22 protein-coding genes and 1 pseudogene are annotated in these 24,613 nt (G+C 70.7%); 19 read left to right on the forward strand and 4 right to left on the reverse strand.

Annotation, left to right across the window (positions count from 1 at the left end):
* Nucleotides 1–47: 47 nt before the first annotated feature.
* Together ACWC2T_RS20400 and ACWC2T_RS20405 are read left to right on the forward strand one after the other, a co-directional pair.
* A complete protein-coding gene (locus ACWC2T_RS20400) occupies nucleotides 48–1,433 on the forward strand; it encodes an NADP-dependent succinic semialdehyde dehydrogenase (protein WP_450671740.1) in 1,386 nt (461 codons plus the stop codon).
* A 25-nt stretch (nucleotides 1,434–1,458) separates the two neighbouring features.
* On the forward strand, nucleotides 1,459–1,692 hold the full coding sequence (locus tag ACWC2T_RS20405) for a DUF6213 family protein (protein ID WP_450671741.1): 234 nt from the start codon (nucleotides 1,459–1,461) through the stop codon (nucleotides 1,690–1,692).
* Nucleotides 1,693–1,697: 5 nt separating this feature from the next.
* Here ACWC2T_RS20405 and ACWC2T_RS20410 read toward each other — a convergent pair whose 3' ends face one another.
* On the reverse strand, nucleotides 1,698–2,354 hold the full coding sequence (locus tag ACWC2T_RS20410) for a transcriptional regulator (protein WP_450671742.1): 657 nt from the start codon (nucleotides 2,352–2,354) through the stop codon (nucleotides 1,698–1,700).
* A gap of 185 nt (nucleotides 2,355–2,539) precedes the next feature.
* On the opposite strand from ACWC2T_RS20410, the gene ACWC2T_RS20415 reads away from it, so the two are divergent.
* From ACWC2T_RS20415 to ACWC2T_RS20425, 3 genes are read left to right on the forward strand one after another with little or no spacing between them, the layout of a single operon-like run.
* A complete protein-coding gene (locus ACWC2T_RS20415; RefSeq protein ID WP_450671743.1) occupies nucleotides 2,540–3,586 on the forward strand; it encodes a type III polyketide synthase in 1,047 nt (348 codons plus the stop codon).
* A 26-nt stretch (nucleotides 3,587–3,612) separates the two neighbouring features.
* Nucleotides 3,613–4,827 carry a cytochrome P450 gene (locus ACWC2T_RS20420; protein WP_450671744.1) on the forward strand — a complete coding sequence of 405 codons (1,215 nt, stop codon included), beginning with the start codon at nucleotides 3,613–3,615 and terminating at the stop codon, nucleotides 4,825–4,827.
* 7 nt (nucleotides 4,828–4,834) lie between these two features.
* Nucleotides 4,835–5,356 (forward strand): cupin domain-containing protein, encoded by a 522-nt coding sequence (locus tag ACWC2T_RS20425; protein WP_450671745.1) that lies wholly within the window; start codon nucleotides 4,835–4,837, stop codon nucleotides 5,354–5,356.
* Here ACWC2T_RS20425 and ACWC2T_RS20430 read toward each other — a convergent pair.
* Nucleotides 5,353–6,579, reverse strand: a complete 1,227-nt coding sequence (locus ACWC2T_RS20430) for an acyl-CoA dehydrogenase family protein (RefSeq protein WP_450671746.1) — start codon at nucleotides 6,577–6,579, stop codon at nucleotides 5,353–5,355. The two genes, ACWC2T_RS20425 and ACWC2T_RS20430, sit on opposite strands and share 4 nt — an antisense overlap.
* Before the next feature lie 170 nt (nucleotides 6,580–6,749).
* Between ACWC2T_RS20430 and ACWC2T_RS20435 the strand changes: the two genes are divergently transcribed.
* The gene (locus tag ACWC2T_RS20435) at nucleotides 6,750–7,394 is read left to right on the forward strand and encodes a TetR family transcriptional regulator (RefSeq protein WP_450671747.1); all 645 of its coding nucleotides are present in this window, start codon (nucleotides 6,750–6,752) and stop codon (nucleotides 7,392–7,394) included.
* Between the two features lie 10 nt (nucleotides 7,395–7,404).
* On the opposite strand, the gene def is transcribed toward ACWC2T_RS20435, so the two are convergent.
* A complete protein-coding gene (def, locus tag ACWC2T_RS20440; protein WP_450671748.1) occupies nucleotides 7,405–7,944 on the reverse strand; it encodes a peptide deformylase in 540 nt (179 codons plus the stop codon).
* 151 nt (nucleotides 7,945–8,095) lie between these two features.
* Here def and ACWC2T_RS20445 point away from each other — a divergent pair, with 151 nt between their 5' ends.
* The 13 genes and pseudogenes from ACWC2T_RS20445 to ACWC2T_RS20505 all read left to right on the forward strand — a co-directional run bounded on the left by ACWC2T_RS20445 (nucleotide 8,096) and on the right by ACWC2T_RS20505 (nucleotide 23,456).
* Nucleotides 8,096–9,334: a MurT ligase domain-containing protein gene (locus ACWC2T_RS20445; RefSeq protein ID WP_450671749.1), complete on the forward strand. Its 1,239-nt coding sequence runs from the start codon at nucleotides 8,096–8,098 to the stop codon at nucleotides 9,332–9,334.
* A gap of 30 nt (nucleotides 9,335–9,364) precedes the next feature.
* A complete protein-coding gene (locus ACWC2T_RS20450) occupies nucleotides 9,365–10,093 on the forward strand; it encodes a type 1 glutamine amidotransferase (RefSeq protein WP_450671750.1) in 729 nt (242 codons plus the stop codon).
* A 262-nt stretch (nucleotides 10,094–10,355) separates the two neighbouring features.
* Nucleotides 10,356–11,381, forward strand: coding sequence for a 6-phosphofructokinase (locus ACWC2T_RS20455; RefSeq protein WP_450671751.1), 1,026 nt, complete (start codon nucleotides 10,356–10,358; stop codon nucleotides 11,379–11,381).
* 103 nt (nucleotides 11,382–11,484) lie between these two features.
* The gene (locus ACWC2T_RS20460; protein WP_450671752.1) at nucleotides 11,485–12,435 is read left to right on the forward strand and encodes a cytochrome c oxidase assembly protein; all 951 of its coding nucleotides are present in this window, start codon (nucleotides 11,485–11,487) and stop codon (nucleotides 12,433–12,435) included.
* Between the two features lie 326 nt (nucleotides 12,436–12,761).
* Entirely contained in the window at nucleotides 12,762–12,941 is a 180-nt protein-coding gene (locus tag ACWC2T_RS20465; protein WP_450671753.1) for a hypothetical protein, read from the forward strand.
* Between the two features lie 36 nt (nucleotides 12,942–12,977).
* Nucleotides 12,978–13,463, forward strand: coding sequence for an Lrp/AsnC family transcriptional regulator (locus tag ACWC2T_RS20470; protein WP_351204880.1), 486 nt, complete (start codon nucleotides 12,978–12,980; stop codon nucleotides 13,461–13,463).
* 155 nt (nucleotides 13,464–13,618) lie between these two features.
* Nucleotides 13,619–14,428, forward strand: coding sequence for a dimethylargininase (gene ddaH, locus ACWC2T_RS20475; RefSeq protein WP_450671754.1), 810 nt, complete (start codon nucleotides 13,619–13,621; stop codon nucleotides 14,426–14,428).
* Nucleotides 14,428–15,660, forward strand: a complete 1,233-nt coding sequence (gene rocD / locus ACWC2T_RS20480) for an ornithine--oxo-acid transaminase (protein WP_450671755.1) — start codon at nucleotides 14,428–14,430, stop codon at nucleotides 15,658–15,660. Before ddaH ends, rocD begins: the two co-directional genes overlap by 1 nt.
* A 110-nt stretch (nucleotides 15,661–15,770) precedes the next feature.
* A complete protein-coding gene (locus tag ACWC2T_RS20485) occupies nucleotides 15,771–18,245 on the forward strand; it encodes a SpoIIE family protein phosphatase (protein ID WP_450671756.1) in 2,475 nt (824 codons plus the stop codon).
* 380 nt (nucleotides 18,246–18,625) lie between these two features.
* Entirely contained in the window at nucleotides 18,626–20,614 is a 1,989-nt protein-coding gene (locus ACWC2T_RS20490) for an ABC transporter ATP-binding protein (protein ID WP_450671757.1), read from the forward strand.
* Between the two features lie 52 nt (nucleotides 20,615–20,666).
* Entirely contained in the window at nucleotides 20,667–21,338 is a 672-nt protein-coding gene (locus tag ACWC2T_RS20495; RefSeq protein ID WP_450671758.1) for a class I SAM-dependent methyltransferase, read from the forward strand.
* 13 nt (nucleotides 21,339–21,351) lie between these two features.
* A pseudogene (locus ACWC2T_RS20500) lies at nucleotides 21,352–21,900 on the forward strand (nucleotide triphosphate diphosphatase NUDT15); the annotation flags it as partial.
* 215 nt (nucleotides 21,901–22,115) lie between these two features.
* Nucleotides 22,116–23,456, forward strand: coding sequence for a S53 family peptidase (locus ACWC2T_RS20505; RefSeq protein WP_450671759.1), 1,341 nt, complete (start codon nucleotides 22,116–22,118; stop codon nucleotides 23,454–23,456).
* 82 nt (nucleotides 23,457–23,538) lie between these two features.
* Here ACWC2T_RS20505 and ACWC2T_RS20510 read toward each other — a convergent pair.
* Nucleotides 23,539–24,613 (reverse strand): putative Ig domain-containing protein (locus tag ACWC2T_RS20510; protein WP_450671760.1); only part of this gene is annotated, 1,075 nt, incomplete at its 5' end.

The raw sequence follows: 24,613 nt of genomic DNA on the forward strand, positions 1-24,613 counted from the left end.
TACCGCGCGCGAAGGTCTAAGCAAGCCCGCTCCCAGGGAGGTCAGCCATGCCCATCGCGACGGTGAACCCGGCGAACGGCGAGACGCTCAAGACGTACGAGCCCATGGGCGAGGAGGAGCTGGAGCGCCGGCTCCAGCTCGCCGAGGCCACGTTCCGCACCTACCGGGTGCTCTCGTTCGTCGACCGCGCCCGGCTGCTGCTCAGGGCCGCCGATCTGCTGGAGGAGGACCAACGGGAGATCGGCCGGGTGATGACCACCGAGATGGGCAAGCCGATCAAACAGGCCTGGGCGGAGGCCGCGAAGTGCGTCAAGGCGATGCGCTGGTACGCCGAGCACGCTCAGGCGCTGCTCGCCGACGAGGAGCCCGCCGAGTCGGATGTGGCGGACTCCGGCGCGTCCCGGGTCCGGGTGCGCTACCGGCCGCTGGGCCCCGTCCTCGCGGTGATGCCGTGGAACTTCCCGCTGTGGCAGGTGATCCGGTTCGCCGCGCCCGCGCTGATGGCGGGCAACGTGGGCCTGCTCAAGCACGCCTCCAACGTCCCCCAGACGGCCCTGTACCTGGAGGATCTCTTCCACCGCGCGGGCTTCACGGAGGGCTGTTTCCAGACGCTGCTGATCGGCTCGGGCGCGGTGGACGACATCCTGCGGGACGAGCGGGTGAAGGCCGCGACGCTCACCGGCAGCGAGCCGGCGGGCCGGGCGGTGGCCGCCACCTGCGGGGAGATGATCAAGAAGACGGTGCTGGAGCTGGGCGGCAGCGACCCGTACGTGGTCATGCCCTCCGCCGACCTGGACCGGGCGGCCGCGGTGGCGGTCACCGCGCGGGTGCAGAACAACGGGCAGTCCTGCATCGCCGCCAAGCGGTTCATCGTGCACACCGACGTCTACGACGCCTTCGCTGAGAGGTTCGTCGCCGGGATGACGGCGCTCAGGGTCGGCGACCCGCTGGAGGAGGACACCGAGGTCGGGCCGCTCGCCAGCGAGCAGGGGCGGAAGGATCTGGAGGAGCTGGTCGACGACGCGCGGCGCAGCGGGGCCGAGGTGCTGTGCGGCGGCGAGCGGCCGGACGGGCCCGGCTGGTACTACCCGCCGACCGTGCTGGCCGGGATCACCCGGGAGATGCGCATCCACCGGGAGGAGGCGTTCGGCCCGGTGGCCACGCTGTACCGGGCCGGCGACCTGGACGAGGCGCTGCTCATCGCCAACGACTCGCCGTTCGGGCTGAGTTCCAATGTGTGGACGCGGGACGAGCGCGAGGTGGAACGGTTCGCGCGCGACCTGGAGGCCGGATCGGTGTACGTCAACGGGATGACCGCCTCGCATCCGGCGTTCCCGTTCGGCGGGGTCAAGCGGTCCGGGTACGGGCGTGAGCTGTCCGGGCACGGAATCCGCGAGTTCTGCAACATCACCACGGTTTGGCAGGGTGCGTGAGCGCTGCGCGACTAGCATCCGGTTTGTGAACGGCGAAGTGACTCTGCCCCTGATCGTGGACGACCGTGGGGCCTTGCAGGTGGCCGCGGTCGATGTGAGTAAGTTGCTGCGGACCGTGGGGGCGCGGTGGCTGCGGCTTGTCGAGGCCGGGGAGCAGGGGTTGGACGAGGATACGGTTGCCGCTTTGACCATCGAGCTGGCCAAGCTGGCGGACCGTATCGACGTGGCCTGTATCGCGCACAGCAGCGGGGCGCCCTAGGGATTTCAGGCCGGCTGCCCCACCGCTTGCCAGAACATGCTCTCGAACTTCTGGAGCAGGGTTCCGTAGGTGTGTGCCAGCCCTGTGCTCAAGGCACCCGCGTCCAGTGCCGCCTGTACCGCCGCCGTCGCCCGGTCCTCCAGGTCCGGCGCCGGTTCGGCGAAGAAGTCGAAGAACGCGCACGCGTCGTCACCGAAACCGTAGTGGGTGCGCAGGGCTGCCGCGATGCGGGCGCAGTAGTCGCCCCAGGCGGAGAAGTTCGCCGTGAGGGCCAGGACGACGTCCGCCGGGGCGGCGTTGAGGGCCAGCCAGGAAACGTAGGCGGGATAGGCCTGGCAGCCTGCCAGGGGCATGTAGGCGCGGGCGCGCTCCTCGGTCGCCCCGCAGGCCCGGGCGAAGGCGCTCAGGTGCCGGGCCGCCAGTTCCTCGCCCGTCGCCAGGGCGGTGAAGAAGGCCGCGGAGGCGGGGTCGGCGCGCTGGGCCAGGTGCTGGAAGGCGCGGCGGTCGGCGGGGATCACCCACTGCTGTTCCAGGGCAAGGCGGGCAAGGGCCTGCGGGGGTGCCTCGCCGCGTTCCACGAGCGGCACGAAGGGGTTGGCCTGCTGGTCCGGAGCGAGCTCCCTGGTGGTCGCCTGCAGCAGACCCCTGGCCGTTGCCGTCATGGTGTTCTCCCTCGCGCGGACGTGCGGCTTCCCGTCCGAGCCTGACACGGGGGTCCCCGGTCTGGAGTAGTTCGGCGCGAGATCGTCGCCGGGACGAGTGATCGTGGGTGAACCACCCCCTGAGGTGAACGACCCTCTGACCGGCGGGCGCAGGCCTTCCGGAAGGCTGAAAGCAGGCACGGTTCATGGCGACTTTGTGCAGACCCTCGGTGTCGGTTCCGGAACACGTGATCACGATGGAGGAGACGCTGGAGCTGGCGCGCTCCCGCCACGCGGACCACCCCCAACTGCCGCTCGCACTGCGGCTGATAGAGAACACGGGCGTCAAGAAGCGGCACATCGTCCAGCCCATCGAGGAGACCCTCAAGCACCCCGGCTTCGAGGAGCGCAACAAGCTCTACGAGGCCGAGGCCAAGGCCCGGGTCCCCCGGGTGATCCAGCGGGCGCTCGACGACGCGGAACTCCTCACCACCGACATCGACGTGATCATCTACGTCTCGTGCACGGGCTTCATGATGCCCTCGCTCACGGCGTGGCTGATCAACGAGATGGACTTCGACCCCACCACCCGGCAACTCCCCATAGCCCAGCTGGGCTGTGCGGCAGGCGGCGCGGCGATCAACCGCGCGCACGACTTCTGCACGGCCTACCCCGAGGCCAACGCGCTGATCGTGGCCTGCGAGTTCTGCTCGCTGTGCTACCAGCCCACCGACCTCGGTGTGGGCTCGCTGCTCTCCAACGGCCTGTTCGGTGACGGCATAGCCGCCGCCGTGGTCCGCGGCACCGGCGGCACCGGCGTCGAGCTGGAGCGCAACGGCTCGTACCTGATCCCGAAGACCGAAGAGTGGATCATGTACGACGTCCGGGCGACCGGCTTCCACTTCCTGCTCGACAAGCGGGTGCCTGCCACCATGGAGCCGCTGGCCCCGGCGCTGCAGGACCTCGCGGGCATGCACGGCTGGGACGCGTCCGACCTGGACTTCTACATAGTCCACGCGGGCGGCCCCCGCATCCTCGACGACCTCAGCAAGTTCCTCCAGGTCGACCCGCACGCCTTCCGGTTCAGCCGGGCCACCCTCACCGAGTACGGCAACATCGCCTCCGGCGTCGTGCTGGACGCGCTGCGCCGGATGTTCGACGAGGGCGGCGCGCAGAACCGGGCGCGCGGGCTCCTCGCCGGGTTCGGACCCGGCATCACCGCGGAAATGGCGCTGGGCCGCTGGCGCAGCTGACGACCGAGAGACGGTTCGAGTACGGCATGACCGAAGAGACGCTCACCGAGACCCTGCCCCCGATCCGGCACTGGCCGGCGCTCGATCTGACCGGAACGGACTTCGACCCGGTGCTGAGAGAGCTGATGCGCGAAGGACCCGTCACCCGCATCCAGTTGCCCAACGGCGAGGGCTGGGCCTGGCTGGTGACCCGGATGGACGACGTGCGCATGGTGACCAACGACCCCCGCTTCAGCCGTGAGGAGGTCATGAAGAAGCCGGTGACCCGGCTGGCCCCGCACTTCATCCCCGACCCGGGCGCGGTCGGCTTCCTCGACCCGCCCGACCACACCCGGCTGCGCCGCTCGGTGGCGGCCGCGTTCACCGCGAAGGGCGTGGAGCGGGTGCGGGAGAAGGCGCGCGCCATGCTGGAGGAGCTGGTCGACGAACTCCTCCAGGACGGCCCGCCCGCCGATCTCACGGCGACGGTCCTCAGCCCGTTCCCGATCGCGGTGATCTGCGAGCTGATGGGCGTCCCGGCCGCCGACCGGCACACCATGCACACCTGGACCCAGCTCATCCTGTCCTCCTCGAACGGAAAGGAGGTCAGCGAGAAGGCCAAACGGGAGATGGCCGCCTACTTCTCCGACCTGATCGGGCTGCGCGAGAACAGCACGGCCGAGGACGTCACCTCCCTGCTCGGCGCCGCGGTGGGCCGGGGCGAGGTCACCCTGGAGGAGGCCGTCGGGCTCGCCGGTCTGCTGCAGATCGGCGGCGAGGCGGTCACCAACAACAGCGGGCAGATGTTCTATCTGCTGCTGACCCGCCCCGACCTGGTGGAGCGGCTGCGCGCGGAGCCGGAGATCCGCCCCAGGGCGATCGACGAACTCCTGCGCTGGATCCCGCACCGCAACGCGGTCGGCCTGTCCCGGATCGCCCTGGAGGACGTGGAGATCCGCGGCGTACGGATCCGCGCGGGCGACGCGGTGTACAACTCCTACCTCGCCGCCAACCGGGACCCGGAGGTCTTCCCCGACCCGGAGACGATCGACTTCTCCCGCAGCCCGAACCCGCATGTCTCGTTCGGCTTCGGCCCGCACTTCTGCCCCGGCAACATGCTGGCCCGGCTGGAGGAGGAACTCATGGTGGACACCCTGCTCGACCGGATTCCGGGCCTGCGGCTGGCCGTACCGCCGGAGAAGGTGCCCTTCAAGAAGGGCGCGCTGATCCGGGGGCCCGAGGCTCTGCCGGTGACATGGTGACCCGCCGATGACCGGGATCGAGGCGCTGTACGTGCCGCCGGGCCACGGCCGTGTCGTGGAGACACCGGCCCAGCGGGTGACGTTCAAGGTCACCGGCACGCACTCGCGGACGGCCTCCACCTTCGAGGTGGAGGTCCCGCCGGGCTTCGACGTGGGCGCGCATGTGCACACGCGCAGCGAGGAGCTGTTCTACGTCCTGGAGGGCGAACTGGACGTCCTCGCCTTCGAGCCGCGCATCCGCACTCCCGACAACTGGCGGACGTGGGAGTCCAGTTCGGGCAGGAGGGTGGTGCGGGCGACTCCCGGCACGGTCATCGTCGTACCGCCGGGGTGCCCGCACGCGTTCGCCAATCCGACGGACACCCCGGCCAGGATGTTCTTCCAGGCCTCTCCCCCACCGGATCACGAGCGCTATTTCGAGGAGCTGCTGGAGATCCTGGGCAACGGGGGCCCGCCGGACCAGGAGGCGATCGAGGCCCTGCGGGCCAAGTACGACATCGAGCAGCTGACGCCGCTCAGGCACCGTTAGCGGATGGGCATGCCCGACAGCGTGCGGGCGATCACCAGCCGCTGGATCTCACTCGTACCCTCGAAGATCGTGTAGATCGCGCTGTCCCGGTGCATGCGCTCGACCGGGTATTCACGGGTGTACCCGTTGCCGCCCAGGATCTGGATGGCCTGGGCGGTGACCTTCTTCGCGGTCTCACTGGCGAACAGCTTGGACATCGACCCCTCGGCCGCGGTGAACGGCTTGCCGTTGACCGCCATCCAGGAGGCACGCCAGACCAGCAGCCGGGCGGCGTCGATCTGCGTCCGCATGTCCGCCAGCTGGAAGGCCACGCCCTGGTTGTCGATGATCGGCCGGCCGAACTGCTCGCGGGTCGTGGCGTAGTCGAGGGCGACCTCGTACGCGGCCCGGGCGGTGCCGACCGCCATGGCACCGACCGCCGGGCGGGAGGCCTCGAACGTGGCCATCGCCGCGTTCTTGACGCGCTCGCCGCCCGTCCGGGCCTTCTCCCGCGCCCGGGCCAGCCGCTCGTCCAGCTTCTCCTTGCCGCCGAGCAGGCAGGAGCCGGGGACGCGGACGTTGTCGAGGATGACCTCGGCGGTGTGCGAGGCGCGGATGCCGTGCTTCTTGAACTTCTGGCCCTGGGCCAGGCCCGGCGTGCCCGGCGGGACGATGAAGGAGGCGTGGCCCTTGGAACCCAGCTCCGGGTCGACGCTGGCGACGACGACGTGGACGTTGGCGATGCCGCCGTTGGTCGCCCAGGTCTTCGTGCCGTTGATCACCCACTCGTCCTTGGCCTCGTCGTACACGGCACGCGTGCGCATCGAGGCGACGTCGGAGCCGGCGTCGGGCTCGGAGGAGCAGAACGCGGCGACCTTGACGTCGTCGACGTCGCCGTACATCTGCGGGATCCAGGTGCCGATCTGTTCCTCGGTTCCGTTGGCGAGAACGCCCACGGCGGCGAGCCCGGTGCCCACAATGGACAGGGCGATGCCCGCGTCGCCCCAGAACAGCTCCTCCATGGCCATCGGGATGCCGAGGCCGGTGGGGTCGAAGTACTGCTGCGCGTAGAAGTCGAGGGAGTAGATGCCGACCTTCGCGGCCTCCTGGATGACCGGCCAGGGAGTCTCCTCGCGCTCGTCCCACTCGGCGGCCGCGGGGCGGATCACGTCGGCGGCGAAGCCATGGAGCCAGTCCCGGACTTCCTTCTGTTCGTCGTTCAGCTCCATGGTGAACTCGGCCATGTCCCCTCCAGCGGCGGCGGTGCGATGTTACTAGCGGTAACCCGAGTCTGTTACCGGCGGGTAGGAAAAGTCAACCGCTGATGACGTCTCGGCATCCCGTTCGATGTCAGGGGCGCAGTCAGTGTTAGTTTGCGCAGGCGTCACCGAAACAGCAGGGGTGGGGAGAGCACATGGACACCACACAGCGGACCGATCAGCAGCGGTCCGCCGACCGCCGACGGCGCGAGTTGCTGGAGGCCGCCGACCGGGTGGTGCTGCGCGACGGCCCGCAGGCGTCGATGAACGCGATCGCCGCGGAAGCAGGCATCACGAAGCCGATCCTTTACCGCCACTTCGGCGACAAAGGTGGCCTTTATGCCGCTTTGGCCAAGCGGCACACAGACGCTCTGCTCGATTCCCTGCGGGCGGCCCTGGACGCTCCGGCGGATCGGCGGGAGCGGGTCGAGTCGACGCTGGACACATATCTCGCCGCGATCGAGGCACGGCCTCAGGTGTACCGGTTCCTGATGCATCCGGCGGAGGGGAGCGGGGGCGGTGACCAGGGGTTCGACGTCGGCAAGCATTCGGCTCCGCTGCTGCGGCGCATGGGCGAGGAACTGGCTCAGGTCATCGAGGAGCGGGTGGACCTGGGGCCGGAGAGCCAGCAGCTGTCCCGGGTCTGGGGGCATGGGATCGTCGGGATGATGCATGCGGCGGGTGACTGGTGGCTGGGGGAACGTCCTTGCTCCCGGGCGGAGTTGGTGCGGTCCCTCGCCGACTTGTTGTGGGGTCGCCTTGCGGCGGCAGGCGACAGGATGGGGGGTCCGGGGTTCTAGGCGGTTTCGCCTAGCCACTCCATGAAGCCCGGTGGATCTGCCGCGTCAGCCTCCGCTTCCGCCAACCCGTCAGACGGTCCGCGTACACCTGGCCCTCCAGGTGGTCGCACTCGTGCTGCAGGCACCGCGCGAAGAAACCCGTGCCGTGCACGGCGACCGGTTCCCCGGTCACCGTGAAGCCCTCGACCACCGCATGGTCGTAGCGCTCGGTCCCTGCCTCCAGGCCCGGCAGGGACAGGCACCCCTCGGGCCCCCGGACGACCACCCCGTCGGCCTCCACCAGCCGCGGGTTCACCACATGTCCGAGATGCCGCACTTCGTCGTCGTCCGGGCAGTCGTACACGAACACCCTCAGCGGCACCCCCACCTGATTCGCCGCCAGGCCGACCCCCTGCGCCGCGTACATCGTGGCGAACAGGTCCTCCACGAGCACCGCCAGTTCGGGGCCGAATTCGGTGACTTCCCGGCATTGTTGGCGCAAACCGGCATCGCCGAGCAGGGTGAGAGGCCGGACGCGCCCGTGGGCGCCGGGAATGAAACCGTGTCGCATGGCGGCAAGGGTACGGTTCGTATCGCCCTTGCCCGCCGCTCGAGCCGTGGGCCGGGATTCGGGTGTGGATACGGATCTCGATAGGCTGAGGGCACACCACGCTGCCGGATGGCCCCAGGCGCGGCGCGTACGCAAGGAGGATCGAGAACTGATGGCAGGCAACTCGGACCCGCTCACGCCGCGGGCCAAGCTGGCCGTGACCGCGGGCAAGGCGGTCGCTGCGGCATCGCGCGCCGCGGGGCGCGGCAGCGGGTCGGTGATCGGTGGCCGGGTCGCGCTGAAACTCGACCCCGACCTGCTCGCCCGGCTCGCGCAGAACCTGGACGTCGTCCTGGTGTCCGCCACCAACGGCAAGACGACCACCACCCGGCTGATCGCCGAGGCGCTGCGCGCCGCGGGCCCGGTCGTGTCGAACGCGCTGGGCGCCAACATGCCGGCCGGTATCACCTCCGCGCTCGCCGGCGGCTCGGACGCGAAGTTCGGTGTCATCGAGGTCGACGAGAAGTACCTGGCCGGTGTGGCCCGGGACACCGACCCGAAGTGCATCGCCCTGCTCAACCTCTCCCGCGACCAGCTCGACCGTGCCGCCGAGACCCGCATGCTCGCCGAGAACTGGCGCGAGGGGCTGGCCGGGTCCAAGGCCGTGGTCGTCGCCAACTGCGACGACCCGCTGGTGGTGTGGGCCGCTTCGTCGTCCCCCAATGTGATCTGGGTCGCGGCCGGGCAGATGTGGAAGGACGACGCCTGGTCCTGCCCGGCCTGCGGTGGCGTGATGCAGCGCCCCGGCGAGGACTGGTTCTGCGGCGAGTGCGGGTTCCGGCGGCCCACGCCGACCTGGGCACTGTCCGGGGATCACGTGCTCGATCCGCACGGGTCCGCCTGGCCCATCCATCTGCAGCTGCCGGGCCGCGCCAACAAGGCCAACGCGGCCAGCTCGGCCGCCGTCGCCGCCGTCTTCGGGGTGCCGCCGCAGGTCGCCCTGGAACGGATGTACCAGGTGCAGGCCGTCGCGGGTCGCTATGACGTCGTGCAGTTCCAGAACCGCGATCTGCGGCTGCTGCTGGCGAAGAACCCGGCCGGCTGGCTGGAGACGTTCTCCCTGATCGACCCGCCGCCCGCCCCGGTGATCCTGTCCGTGAACGCCCGCGGCGCCGACGGCACCGACACCTCCTGGCTGTGGGACGTCGACTACACCCGGCTGACCGGCCACCCGATCTTCGTGATCGGCGACCGGAGGCTGGACCTCGCCGTCCGTCTGGAGGTCGCGAACCAGCACTTCCAGGTCTGCGAGAACCTCGACCAGGCCGTGCAGATGTGCCCGCCGGGCCGGATCGAGGTCATCGCGAACTACACCGCGTTCCAGGACCTGCGCCGCCGCGTCGGCAACTGATCTTCTGATCTTCGAAGGGCGATCACCTCAATGAGCGACAACCAACTGCGGCTGGTGTGGATCTACCCGGACCTGCTGAGCACGTACGGCGACCAGGGCAACGCCCTCGTCGTGGAGCGGCGGGCCCGGCAGCGCGGCCTGGACGTGGCCCGCCTCGACGTGCGCAGCGACCAGCCGATCCCGACCTCCGGCGACATCTACCTGATCGGCGGCGGCGAGGACCGTCCGCAGCGGCTGGCGGCCGAGCGACTGCGCCGGGACGGGCATCTGCAGCGGGCGGTGCAGAACGGGGCCATCGTCTTCTCCGTCTGCGCCGGCTACCAGATCCTCGGCCACGAGTTCATCAACGACCTCGGCCAGCGCGAGCCGGGCCTCGGCCTGCTCGACGTGGTGTCGGTGCGCGGCGAGGGCGAGCGGTGCGTCGGCGACGTGCTCGCCGACATCGACCCCCAGCTGGGCCTGCCGCAGCTGACCGGCTTCGAGAACCACCAGGGCGTGACCCACCTCGGCCCCACCGCCCGTCCCTTCGCGCGGGTGCAGATCGGCAAGGGCAACGGCACGGGGGACGGCACGGAGGGCGCGTACAACGGAACCGTCTTCGGCACGTACATGCACGGCCCGGTCCTCGCCCGCAACCCGCAGATCGCCGACCTCCTGCTGAAGCTCGCGCTCGACGTCAACGCGCTGCCGCCGATCGACGACCGCTGGTACGAGGCGCTCCGCAACGAGCGCATCGCGGCTGCTCAGCAGCCTGCGTGAACGCCGGTGCGCGGCAGCCCACGTGAACCCTGCGCAGCAGCCCGCGTAAGCGGCGCGACAGCGAGACTTCAGCACCGTCTCAGCGTGCTCCGGCAGCCTCGTAACGGGCCCGCCTGACAGGCCGTCCGCTCACATGTGCGGGCGCGTCCAGCAGGCGGACGCCCGCTACGGAGCCACCCCCTCACGCCGGTAGGGTGGCCGGGAATCCGCCGGACAACGTGGTCCGGTTTACCCGGCCCACGTTGAGAAGGTAATTCGGGCTATGCGCATTGGTGTCCTCACGTCCGGCGGCGACTGCCCCGGCCTGAACGCCGTCATCCGGTCCGTCGTGCACCGTGCCGTCGCCGACCACGGCGACGAGGTCATCGGTTTCCGGGACGGCTGGAAGGGCCTCCTGGAGTGCGACTATCTCAAGCTCGACCTCGACGCCGTGGGCGGCATCCTGGCGCGCGGCGGCACCATCCTCGGCTCCTCCCGGGTCCGTCCGGAGCATCTGCGGGACGGCGTGGAGCGGGCCAAGGGCCATGTCGCGGAACTCGGCCTGGACGCGATCATCCCTATCGGCGGTGAGGGCACGCTGAAGGCGGCCCGGCTGCTGTCGGACAACGGGCTGCCGATCGTGGGCGTGCCCAAGACCATCGACAACGACATCGCTGTCACGGACGTCACCTTCGGCTTCGACACGGCCGTCACCGTGGCGACGGAGGCCCTGGACCGGCTGAAGACCACCGCCGAGTCGCACCAGCGCGTGCTGATCGTGGAGGTCATGGGCCGGCACACCGGCTGGATCGCGCTGCACTCCGGCATGGCGGCCGGCGCCCACGCCATCGTCGTCCCCGAACGGCCCTTCGACATCGAGGAGTTGACGCGGAAGGTCGGCGAGCGGTTCGAGGCGGGCAAGCGGTTCGCCATCGTCGTCGCCGCCGAGGGCGCCAAGCCGAGGCCTGGCAGCATGGACTTCGACGAGGGCGGCAAGGACATCTACGGCCACGAGCGCTTCGCCGGCATCGCCCGGCAGCTGTCGGTCGAACTGGAGCACCGGCTCGGCAAGGAGGCGCGGCCGGTGATCCTGGGGCATGTCCAGCGGGGCGGCACGCCGACGGCGTACGACCGCGTGCTGGCGACCCGTTTCGGCTGGCACGCGGTGGAGGCCGTGCACCGGGGTGAGTTCGGGCGGATGACGGCTCTGCGCGGGACCGACATCGTGATGGTGTCGCTGGCCGAGGCCGTCGAGACGCTGAAGACCGTTCCGGTGGAGCGGTACGACGAGGCGGAGTGCGTCCTGTAGTTCACCCGAGAACAACCCGCCCCCGGTCACGGCCATGACCGGGGGCGGTTCTACTCTTGGGGGCGGACAACTCGTACAACCCCCACGAATCAGGAGCCGCCGGATGGACCACAGCGGGCACGGCATGATGATGGATCTGCCGCCGTTCACGCTGGGACGGGGGCTGGAGTGGTCCACCGACCCGTTCTTCCTCCTCGCCTGCCTGCTCGGGCTGGGGCTCTACGGGTGGGGTGTCGTACGGCTGCGGCGGCGCGGGGACGCGTGGTCGGCCGGCCGTACCGTGTCGTACGTCGTCGGTGTGCTGACCGTCGCCCTGGTGATGTGCACCAAGCTGAACGACTACGGCATGGTCATGTTCAGTGTGCACATGGTGCAGCACATGGTGATCAGCATGCTGTCGCCGATCCTGATCCTGCTCGGCGCGCCGGTCACACTGGCGCTGCGGGCACTGCCGACCGCCGGCCGGGACCGCAAGGGCCCGCGCGAGCTGCTGCTGGCGCTGCTGCACAGCCGCTACATGCGGATCGTCACGCACCCGGCGTTCACGATCCCGATGTTCATCGCGAGCCTGTACGTGTTGTACTTCACCCCGCTGTTCGACTTCCTGATGGGGTCGAAGGCCGGGCACATCGCGATGATGGTCCACTTCTTCGCCGTGGGCATGGTGTTCTTCTGGCCGATCATGGGCGTCGACCCGGGCCCGCACCGCCCGGGATACGTGATGCGGATGCTGGAGCTGTTCGCGGGCATGCCGTTCCACGCATTCTTCGGTATCGCGCTGATGATGGCGACGGCCCCGATGGTCGGCACCTTCAAGCACCCGCCCGCCTCGCTCGGCATCGACGCGCTGTCCGACCAGAACGCGGCCGGCGGCATCGCCTGGGCGTTCAGCGAGATCCCGTCCGTGCTGGTGCTGATCGCGCTGCTGTTCCAGTGGTACGGCTCCGAGAAGCGGCAGGCCAGGCGCAAGGACCGGGCCGCGGACCGGGACGGCGACAAGGAGCTGGAGGCGTACAACGCCTACCTGGCCTCGCTGAACGCACGCGAGAGCTAGGTCCTGTCGTCAAACTCCCGTCGTCGCCCGAAGGGCGGCCCTGCGCCCGCCGCGGAGCGGCTCATGAATGCCGTAGGTGCGTGCTCTGGGGTCCCCCCGGCCGAAGGCTGGGGGAGTGCCGGGCGCTGACCCTCGTACTGGATGTACTTGGGTCTGCGCCCGGTGCGGCGAGTGGGTGCACCTCCCACGCCCTTGAGGCAGTGGGGGAGCGTGCATGGCGTCGCAGGGCAGACGGGAGTTTGACGACAGGGCCTAGGCCAAGCCGTCCCGTCCGGGCGGAAACCGGGGCACCATGGTCGTGGACGGACCATGAGGAGGGTGTCGCGATGCCCGGTTCCATGAACGGTTCCACGAATGGCTCCACCAAGGCGATGGCGGCGCTCACGGTCGGCGGGCTCGTCGTCGTGACCGCCTACACGGTCGCGCTCGGCAGCAACGGCTGGCTGTGGTTCGGATGGGTGGTTCTGGGTCTGCTGACGCTCGCCATGGTTGTCACCCAGTCGTGAGGCGGGCCGCCGGGCGGGGCTGACTACAGTGCCCGCATGAACAGCAGGACGACCTCGTTCGACGACCTCGACCGCAAGATCATCACCGCGCTGATGGCGAACGCCCGGACCAGCTTCGCCGAGATCGGCGCGGGCATCGGGCTGTCCGCGACCGCGGTCAAGCGGCGCGTGGACCGGCTCCGGGAGACCGGAGTGATCACCGGGTTCACCGCGACGGTGAAGCCCTCCGCGCTCGGCTGGCGCACCGAGGCGTACGTCGAGGTGTACTGCGAGGGCGCGGCCCCGCCCCGGCGGCTGGCGGAGGTCGTGCGCAACCATCCGGAGATCACGGCGGCCATGACGGTCACCGGCGGCGCCGACGCGCTGCTGCACGTGCGGGCGCGGGACGTGGAGCACTTCGAGGAGGTGCTGGAGCGGATCCGGGTCGAGCCCTTCATCCGCAAGACGATCAGCGTGATGGTGCTGTCCCACCTCCTCCCGGACAGCCCGGAAGCGGGCGCGACCCATGCGGCGCCGGAATAGGGCATTGGGCATGCGCAGGGTTCGTGCGTATACCCGCTGAACAACGCAGCGATGCTGCGCATCTGCGCAGCTTTCGTTTCTTGTCGGCCGTCCGCCTCCCTTTCTACCGTGGTGTGCACCCCCAGTGACACATAGCAAAGCGGAGGAAACCCTCTGTGTCCGAAAGCCGTGTACAGCGTCCTCGGCGCTTTCTCGTCTGCGAACCCAGACACTTCGCCGTGCAGTACGCGATCAATCCCTGGATGCACCCCGACAAGCCGGTCGACGTGGACCTCGCCCGCGAACAGTGGCAGACACTGATCCGCGCCTACCGCGCCCACGGTCACACCGTCGAGTCGGTCGAGCCGGTCCCCGGGCTGCCCGACATGGTGTTCGCCGCCAACGCGGCGTGCGTGGTCGGCGGCCGGGTCTTCGGCTCCCTGTTCCACGCCCCGGAGCGGCGCCCGGAGTCGCTGCACTACGACACCTGGTTCAAGGCTGCGGGCTACGACGTGTACCGCCCGGAGTCGGTGAGCGAGGGCGAGGGCGACCTGGTGTGGACGGGCCGGTACGTGCTCGCCGGCACCGGGTTCCGCACCACCCGTGAGGCGCACCGGGAGGCACAGGAGTTCCTCGGTCATCCCGTGATCGGGCTGACCCTGGTGGACCCGTACTTCTACCACCTGGACACGGCGCTGTTCGTCCTCGACGACGACAACATCTGCTACTACCCCGAGGCGTTCTCGGCCGGCAGCCGCGAGGTGCTGCGCCGGCTGTACCCGGACGCGGTGCTCGCCACCCGCGAGGACGCGCTGGCGTTCGGCCTGAACTCCGTCTCCGACGGCCACAACGTCTTCATCGCCCCCCGGGCCGAGGCGCTCGCCGAGCGCCTGGCCGGCCGGGGTTACACCCCCGTCCCCGTCGACCTGTCCGAGTTCCACAAGGCCGGCGGCGGCATCAAGTGCTGCACCCAGGAGATCCGCTGATGACCGCGCCTGCTCAGGTATCCGCCCGCACCCGTACGTCCGCCGAGCTGATCCGTGCGGAGGAGCCGGTCCTCGCACACAACTACCACCCGCTGCCGGTGGTGGTCGCCCGGGCCGAGGGCACCTGGGTGGAGGACGTCGAGGGCAACCGCTACCTCGACATGCTCGCCGGCTACTCGGCCCTGAACTTCGGCCACCGTCACCCCGCGCTGATCGAGGCCGCGCACCGCCAGCTCGACCTGCTGACGCTGACCTCACGCGCCTTCCACAACGACCGGCTCGCCGAGTTCGCCGAGCGGCTGGCCGAGCTGACCGGGCTGGACATGGTGCTGCCCATGAACACCGGCGCGGAGGCGGTGGAGAGCGGCATCAAGGTGGCCCGCAAGTGGGCGTACGACGTCAAGGGCGTTCCCGCCGACGAGGCGACGATCGTGGTCGCGGCGGAGAACTTCCACGGCCGTACGACGACCATCGTCAGCTTCTCCACCGACGAGACGGCCCGGGCGGGCTTCGGCCCCTTCACGCCCGGCTTCCGCATCGTGCCGTACAACGATCTGGCCGCGCTGGAGGAGGCCGTCGACGAGACCACGGCGGCCGTGCTGATCGAGCCCATCCAGGGCGAGGCGGGCGTGCTGATCCCGGACGACGGCTATCTCGCCGGAGTGCGCGAGCTGACCCGCCGCAAGGGCTGCCTGTTCATCGCGGACGAGATCCAGTCGGGGCTCGGCCGCACCGGCCGCACCTTCGCCGTCGAGCACGAGGACGTCGTACCGGACGTGCTGCTGCTCGGAAAGGCGCTGGGGGGCGGGATCGTGCCGGTGTCGGCGGTGGCGGCCCGGCGCGAGGTGCTGGGTGTGCTGCACCCGGGCGAGCACGGCTCCACGTTCGGCGGCAACCCGCTCGCGGCGGCGGTCGGCACGGCCGTGGTCGAGCTGCTGCGGACCGGTGAGTTCCAGCGGCGGGCCGCCGAGCTGGGCGTGGTCCTCCGGGACGGGCTGACCGAGCTGGCCGGCCGGGGCGTGGTCGGCTTCCGCTCCCGTGGCCTGTGGGCGGGCGTCGACATCGACCCGGCGATCGGCACCGGCCGCGAGGTCAGCGAGCGGCTGATGCGGGAGGGGGTCCTGGTGAAGGACACCCACGGTTCCACGATCCGGCTGGCGCCGCCGCTGACGATCACGGCACAGGAGCTGCGCTCCGCACTGGCGGCACTGGAGAAGGTGCTGGGTTCGTGACGGAGAGGGGGGCGGCCCCGGGCTGTCCCCCGACCCGCCGCTCGTTCGCCCCAAGGGTGAAGATTGCGCCATGAGGGGGTAGACCACTCTCAGCTAGAGAGAGGTCGGCCGTGAGCACTCACGAGGAGCAGGACGCCACCCGGCGGCGGTTCGATGTGGCGGACGCCGCGCCCCTGCTGCTCGACGCACACGGCGTCGTGACGAGCTGGACGCAGGGCGCCCAGCGGCTGCTCGCGTACACGGCCGCCGAGGTGGTGGGCACCCGGGTGACCGGCCTGCTGTCCGCCGAGGACGCCGAGCGGGTGCCCGAGCTGGCCGAACGCTGCCGCAGGGACGGCGGCTGGGCGGGGCTGCTGACCGCGCGGCGCAAGGGCGGGCAGCCGATGCGGGTGATGGTGCGGATCACTCCGGCCGTGGAAGCAGGCGGGGCACCGCACTGGCTGGTTCTCGTCTCCGACGTGGCCGGGGGACGCGGCTGGGACATGAGCCGTGAAGTGCTGGAACAGATGGTGACCGGCTCCCCGGTCGGCATCGCGATTGTGGACACCGATCTGCGGTGCGTGTGGTCGAACGCGGCCCTGGAGCGGTACGGCGGCGGCTCCCCGCAGGAGCGGCTGGGGCGACGGCTGGCGGAGATCCAGCCGGGGCTCGACTCCGAGGGCATCGAGGCACAGATGCGGCACGTGCTGGAGACCGGCCGGCCCGTGGTCGGCTACGAGCATGTGGGCAAGGTGCGGTCCGCGCCGCGCCGGGAGACGGCGCACATGATGTCGTTCACCCGCCTCGACGACGACCAGGGCCACCCGATGGGCGTCTACTACACGGTCGTCGACATCACCGAGCGGTACCGCGCCCGGCAGCGCCTGGCCCTGCTCGACCGGGCCGGCGAGCAGATCGGCCGCACCCTGGACATTGTGCGGACCGCGCAGGAACTGGCCGACATCGGCGTGCAGGACTTCGCCGACTTCGTCTGCGTGGACCTGCTGGAGTCGGTGCTGCGGGGGGCGGAGCCGGAGCCGGGGCCGGTGCGCGACACGGATCAGGTGCCGCTTCGGCGGGCCGGGCAGCAGTCGGTGATCGCCGGGGTCCCGGAGGCCGTCGTGGGGATCGGCGAGGTGGCCGCCTATTGCGCCGGATCGCCCCCGATCCACACGCTGACCACGGGCCGGTCCTGGCATGAGGAACGGCTCGACCCGCTCGCCAAGGAGTGGGCCACCGGCCTCCCGGGCGGCCGGGCGACGACCTTTCTGGAGCTGGGCCTGCACAGCGTGATGATCGTGCCCATCCGCGCCCGGGGCATCACGATGGGCGTCACCACCTTCTTCCGGCGGCACCGTCAGGACCCCTTCGACGAGGACGACCTGAGCCTCGCCGAGGACCTGGTGTCCCGGGCGGCGGTCTGTGTGGACAACGCCCGCCGCTACACCCGCGAGCGGGACGCGGCCCTGGTCCTGCAGCGCAGCCTGCTGCCGCGCCGACTGCCCGAGCAGGAGGCGGTGGAGGTGGCAGCCTGCTACCGGCCGGCCGACGAGCTGACCGGCCTCGGCGGCGACTGGTACGACATCATCCCGCTGTCCGGTGCGCGGGTGGCCCTGGTCGTGGGCGAGGTGCCGGGGCACGGGATCGACGCCGCGGCGGCCATGGGGCGGCTGCGCACCGCCGTACACACCCTCGCAGCGCTCGACCTGCCGCCCGAGGAGGTCCTCGCGCACCTCGACGACCTGGTGGGGCGGATGGCCCGGGAAGAGGGCTTCCGGCCCGAGGACCCGGAGGCCGCCGGAATCCAGGCGGTGGGGGCGGGGTGCGTGTACGTCGTCTACGACCCCGTCACCGGGGAGTGCGCGATGGCCGCCGCGGGCCATCCCGCGCCCGCCGTCGTCCTGCCCGACGGCGCCGTCAGCTTCGTCGACCTGCCGCAGGGGTCGCCGCTCGGGGCGGGCGGTCCGCCCTTCGAGGCGGTCGAGCTGACCCTGGACGAGGGCAGCACGCTGGCCCTGCACACCGACGGGCTGCTGGTCCACGGGGACGACCGGGACGGTGCGGGGGCCGTCGCCACGGACCGCGCCCGGCTGCGCCGGGCCCTGGAACGGGGCGCCCCCACGCTCGACAGGCGCTGCCGTGCGGTGGTCGAGACGCTGGTCCCGGCCCGGCCGCACGACGACGTGGCCCTGCTGATGGCCCGCACCAGGCTGCTCGGCGCCGGCCGGGTCGCCGACTGGGAGCTGCCCGCAGACCCGGCCGTGGTCGCCGACGCCCGCAAGGAGGCCGGCCGGCAGCTGAGCGAGTGGGGGCTGCAGGAGCTGGCGTTCACCACGGAACTGGTGGTGAGCGAGCTGGTCACCAATGCCATCCGGCACGCGGAGGGCCCCGTCCGGCTGCGGCTGATCCGGGACCGGGAAGCCCTGATCTGCGAGGTCTCCGACGGCAGCGCCACCGCGCCCCATCTGCGCCATCCGCGCGCCACGGACGAGGGCGGCCGCGGACTGCTGCTGGTCTCCCAGTTCACCGAGCGGTGGGGCACCCGCTTCATCCTCGGCGGCAAGATCATCTGGGCCGAGCAGTCCACGACGGACCAGCCGGCCTGAGCTGCACGGACGAGTCTTCCTGGGGGGTGGCCGGGCGCGTCCAGGTGAAGGCCGACTGCGCCCGAGTCCGCTGTGGACCGGTCTCACCGGACGCGCCGTCGAGCCGTTCCGCCCACGGGTCGGCGGCACGCTCGGCGTTTCGGCCACGGCCGCTCCGGGCCCGGTCCTTGCGCGGCAAGGGTCGGTGCAACCCACATCCTCCGGCGCCCGCTCCAGCACGGGGTTACCAGCACGACCGAAACACATGTGTTCGAAATGCCGGCCGGGTCGTTGAGCCGTGTGAACCAGCCGCACCACTCAAGGGGGACCACGATGACTTCGCCCGGCACACCAGCGCCACCGGCTCCCGACACATCGTCCACGAGCACGGGAGGCGCCTCGTGAAGAGGTTCTTCGGACGCGTGCGGATGGCCGAGCCCCCGGTCTCCGATGCCGAGCAGGAGCTCTTCGGCGGTCCCCTGCGCTACGACCTCGGCTGGTCGGAACACGAGCGTGCCCGGCTGGACCTGACGATGATGTCGGCGCTGCGCTCCATGCCGAGGCTGGTCGGGACGACCTTGCGGATGGCGTGGCACGCGGACCGCCGCGCTCTGCTCACGGTCGCGGTCTGCGAGATCGGGCAGGGTTTCGCCGCGGCGATCGGGTTGCTCGCGGTCAACGCTGTCATGCACGCACTACTCGGCTCGGGCACCCCCGGCCACCGGTTGCACGCGGTCCTGCCGGGACTGCTCGCCGCCGCCGGAGCAGCCGTGGTCAACTCCGGCCTGGCCGGATGGTCCACCTCGCGGGCGGGCCGGCTGGAGCCACTCGTCGAGCGGATCGCCACCACCCAGTACCTGGCCGCCGCCGCGTCGGTGGAGCTGGAGGCCATCGAGGATCCGGCGTTCCGCCGGCTGATCGACGTCGCCCAGTTCGGCGCCGCTTCCGCCCGCCGCATGATCAGCGCCTGCGTGGCCGCGCTGAACGGGACCATCTCCCTGGTCTCCACGGCCGGCGTGCTCACCATCCTGCACCCGGTCCTGCTGCCGATGCTGATCCTGATCGCGGCGCCGCGCGGCTGGGGCGCGATGCGCGTGGCGCAGGAACGGTACGTGTCGGTGATGAGCTGGATCGAGCACGTGCGGGCCAGCCGCCTCATCGGCAACCTGCTCACCGAGCGCTCCGCCGCACAGGAGGTACGCATCCACGCCGTCGGACCGTTCCTGCTGAGCCGTTACGAGCGGATGGCCGAGAGCGCCGAGGCCGAGCAGGCGCGGCTGGCCGCCGGCAAAGCCGTCACCGAGTGGCTGGCCGCCGCGCTGTCCGGCCTCGCCATGGCGGCGACGTACGCGGCCATGTTCCTGCTGATCATGAGCGGGCACATGGGTCTGGCCGTGGCCGGGACCGCCGTCATCGCCGTCCGGTCCGGCTCGGCGAGCCTGGGCGCGCTGGTGATGAACATCAACCAGTTGCACGAGGAGTCCCTCTACGTCCGCGACCACGCCCGGTTCCTGGACGAGGCGGCACGACGCACCCTTCCCGGCGGGGGCGATCCCGTTCCGGCACAGGTGAAGCAGGTCGTTCTCGACCGGGTCGGCTACCGCTACCCGGACCGGGACACGCCCGCCCTGGACGGGGTCTCGCTCACGCTGCCCATGGGCTCGGTCACCGCCGTGGTCGGCGAGAACGGCTCCGGGAAGAGCACGCTGATGAAGGTGCTGTCGGGCCTGTTGCTGCCGCAGAGCGGGACCGTGCGGTGGGGTGAGGCCGACGTCGCCTCCCTGGACCGCGCGCAGGTCTTCGACCGCGTCGCACTGCTCACCCAGGACTTCCAACGCTGGCCCGTGACCGCGGCGTTGAACATCCGGATCGGCCGGCCCGCCCAGGAGGCCGGCCCCGAGGACCTCCAGCCGTCCGTCGACTACGCGGGTGCCGGACCGGTCATCGCGAAACTGCCCGACGGCCTGCGCAGCCTGCTGGCCCGGATGTTCCGCGGCGCCAGCGAACTGTCGGGCGGCGAGTGGCAGAAGATCGGGCTCGCCCGGACCCACTGGCGCAGCTCCACCGCGGACGACGACGGCGTCCTCATCGTGGACGAGCCCACCTCCGCCCTCGACCCGGAGGCCGAGATCGCCGCGTTCGACCGCATCCGCCGGCTCGCCGCCCCGAACCGGGCCGTCGTCCTGGTCACCCACCGGATGTCCGGCGTCCGCCACGCCGATCAGATCTACGTCCTGCACCACGGACGGCTCGTCGAACACGGCAGCCACGACGAACTCATGGCCGCCCAGGGGCGCTACGCCTCGATGTTCGACGCGCAGGCCGCCCAGTACATGCCCACAGGAGCCATCCCCCGACCCGCCTCCCCCACCGTCGGGGATCCCGCGTGAGCCTGCCCGAAAGGCCCACTGTGGCAACTCCTCCGGAAAGGACGTGAACCCCGTGTTCACCACCCAGGACGAATGGAACACCGGTTACGCCTCCGGCCGCCGCTATCGCCAACTCTGCGACCATGAGCGGTCATTGATCGCCACGCATGTGCCCGCTCCCGTCGACGGCAGAGCCCTCGACATCGGGTGCGGGGTCGGCGATCTCGCGGCCCACCTGTCCTCGCTGGGCTACCGCGTCGATGCCGTCGACTGGTCGGACAACGCACTGGCCGAGGCGACCGCCCAGCACGGACAGGCCGCCCGGTGGCTGCGCCTGGACATCGAGGGCGACGACTGGTCACCGCTGCACGCGGACGGCTACGACGTGATCACCCTGCGGTTCGTGCATCCCTTCCTGAAGCACCGCGACCGAACCACGCAGGCCCTCGCCCGCCGCCTGCGCGCCGGCGGTGCCCTCGTGGTCATCACGCCCCTCGCCGCCGCCACCCCGGCCGAGCGGCGCGGCATCGCCCTCGACGAGAACGAACTCGCCGGACTGCAGGCCGGCTGGTCCGCCGTCGAACGCCACGACACCGAGGGACTGGCCTTCGTGGTCCTGCGCGGCCCTCACCAGGCAGCGGCCGCCACGCCCCCGCGAGGCATCGGCCGACCGCACGCGGCACCTGGAGTCCGGACGCAAGACGATCGAGGTACGCGTCCGCACCCCCGCGAAACCGGACGCTGAAGCCGCCCGTCACCGCCTCCCGGACCGGCCCTCGCGCATCTCCAGCCGGCCCCGCACCACACGGCCACCGGTGCCGCACGCGGCCATCGGTGTCGGCGCCATCGTCCTCAGTGATCAGGGCGTGCTCCTCAGCCGCCACCGCCGAGGCACCCTCGAACTGCCAGGAGGAACCGTAGAGGCCGGGGAGTCCCTGGAAGCGACCGTGATCCGTGAACTCGCCGAAGAGACGGGCCTGATCGCCCGGCCCGACGACATCACTCTCCTGGGCACGCTCGTCGACCACGTCGAACACGTCGTACGGGTCACCGTCGGCGCCCTCGTCGGCGCCTGGCAGGGGCGGCCGGCCACGCAGCCGGACGAGAGCGTCGGCGACTGGTCCTGGTACCCCTTGGACCGGCTGCCCGACGGCCTGTTCGTGTGCAGCGTCCAGATCCTCACCGCCTGGCGCCCCGACCTGCCCATCGACCATCCCCCGGCGCATTTCACCCCCTACGCCTGGCGCACGGCTCCGTCGGCTCACGGCGACCGAGGTCTCCCCGACCTCCCACCGCGGTCGCCCTGATGCGCTGCGTAGGCGTTCGGAGGGCCCCGCATGGGGTTCACTCGCTCACCGCGGCAGCCTCACAAGACCTGCATTGGCATGGCCTTGACCAGCACAGGACGGCGGCCGCATGGTGAATCAACTGGCCCGCAGCACACCTGACATGCCGTCTGTCAATGCTGCTTTTCGCCATGTGGCCTGCCCTTCCGAACCGCCTCAAACCGCACGGAGGCTTGATGCAACGACGCGAGATACCCTCCGGATCCCTGGTGATCCACCGCCATCGAGCGAGACGTCAGGGGAGGCGGATCGCGGCTGCCCTCACCGCGATACTCACCCTCACCGGCACTGCCCTCACCATCGGCCTGGCCACCAGTGCCCAGGCCGCCGCTCTCTCCTCCGCTCCGCACGCGTCAGCCTCCACGGGCAGAACGGACTTCGGCTGCGCCCATCCCGCGCACGCGGGACAAGCCCGCTGTTTCGGCGTCCTGAAGGCCCACCGCACCGCCTCGGGCCGCATGTCACCGTTCACCACCGGTTCCCCGACCACGGCGGGGTACGTGCCGTCCGACCTGCGTGCCGCCTATCACCTGGGCGGTTCCTCGGGATCCGGCCGGACGGTGGCGATCGTCGACGCCATGGACGACCCGAACGCCGAGTCCGACCTGGCCGCTTATCGCCGTGCCTACGGCCTGCCGTCGTGCACCACCGCCAACGGCTGCTTCCACAAGGTGAATCAGCATGGCCAGGCATCGCCGCTGCCCTCCGGTGACCCCGGATGGGCCGAGGAGATCAGCCTCGACCTCGACATGGTCTCGGCGACATGCCCCGGCTGTCACATCCTCCTGGTCGAGGCGGGCTCGACGAACGTCGGGGATCTCATGACGGCCGAGGACACCGCCGCCTCCACGCCGGGCGTCGTCTCTGTCTCCAACAGCTGGGGCGGGTCCGAGGACAACACCATCACGTCCTTCGACTCGCACTTCAAGCACTCCGGCGTCGCGATCACAGCGAGTTCGGGTGACTCCGGTTACGGCGTCTCCTGGCCCGCCTCCTCCCCGTACGTCACCGCCGTGGGCGGCACCTCGCTGAGCAGGGCGTCCAACGCGCGCGGCTGGACCGAGACCGCCTGGAGCGGCGCGGGCTCCGGCTGCTCGGCTTACGAGGCCAAGCCGTCCTGGCAGCATGACTCCGGATGCGCCAAGCGCACCGTCGCCGACGTGTCGGCGGTCGCCGACCCCAACACCGGGGTGGCGGTCTACGACACGTACAACACCTGCGGTGGCGGAATGTTGTGCGACACCGAGCTTCAGCTCGGTCTCGCACAGGGTGCCGACGGATGGGTCGAAGTCGGAGGCACCAGCGTCTCGTCGCCGATCATCGCGAGCGTCTACGCACTGGCCGGAAACACCTCTCAGGTCGTCGACGGCTCGTATCCGTACAGCCACATGTCGGCACTCAACGACGTGACTTCGGGCAGCAACGGCTCCTGCGGAGGCACATACCTGTGCACCGCGAAGCCGGGATACGACGGGCCGACCGGCCTCGGCACACCGAACGGCACGGGCGCCTTCTGACGGCGGCGCCGTCCGTCCGACAAGAGCTGGGCCCGCTTCGCGCCACTGCGAGGCGGGCCCAGTCTTGCTGATGCCGTATGGGTCAGCTGGTCGTCAGGGCGGTGTCGTCCACGACGAAGCTGGTCTGCAGCGAGGAGTCCTCCACGCCGTTGAACTTCAGGGTGACCGTCTGGCCCGCCAGCGAGGACAGGTCGAAGGTCTTCTGGCTGTAGCCGGAGGCCGCGTTGAGGTTCGAGTAGGTCGCGAGGGTCTTCGAACCGGCGGTCACCGTCAGCTTGTCGTACTGGGTGCTGGTGGTGGTCTCCGAGGTGTCGATGTGCAGGTAGAAGGTCAGGGTCGCCTTGCAGCCGGCCGGGATCGTCACCGACTGGGACAGCGTGTCGGTGTGCGAGGAGCCGTAGCCGTCCAGCCAGGCGTAGTAGGAGCCGCCGTGGGCCGCCTCACCAGAGTCGTTGGTGATGACGCCGCTGGTGGCGCTCCAGCCGGTGTTGCCCGACTCGAAGCCGGGGTTGGCCAGCAGCTGGGAGGACGTGCATCCGCCACCGCCGGAGCCGACGGTCCAGGTGAAGGAGGTCGAGCCGGACGCGCCCGTGGAGTCCTTCGCGGTGACCGTGACCTGGTACGTGCCCGCGGTGGACGCCGTACCGGAGATCAGACCGGTGGAGCTGTTGATGGACAGGCCGGTGGGCAGGCCCGTGGCGCTGTAGGTGAGGGAGGCGCCGCCGCTGTCGGTGGCCTGGATCTGCAGGCTGACCGAACCACCCGTGGTGGTGGACTGGCTGCCGGGGTTGGTGACCGTCACCGTGTTACCGCTGGAACTTCCGGCGGTGAAGGCAGCGGTGCCGTTCGGGGTGCCCCAGCCGGTCGGGCCGTCGTAGCCGGTGCCCGCGGTGCAGAAGTAGGACGGGGAGCAGCTGCCGTTGCTGCCGCTGGTGACGTCGTACAGGTTGCCGGTGTGCTGGTACGGGTACTTCGCCGGGTAGTCGCTCGCGCCCGGGGTGCCCGCGAGGGCGTACACGCTCGCGATGATCGGCGAGCTGGCGCTGGTGCCGCCGTAGACCGCCCAGCCGGAGCCGCCGTAGGTGTCGTAGACCGCCACGCCGGTGGCCGGGTCGGCAACGGCGGAGACGTCGGCCTCCATGCGCTTGGAGCAGCCG

Source organism: Streptomyces sp. NPDC001393, from assembly GCF_053597455.1.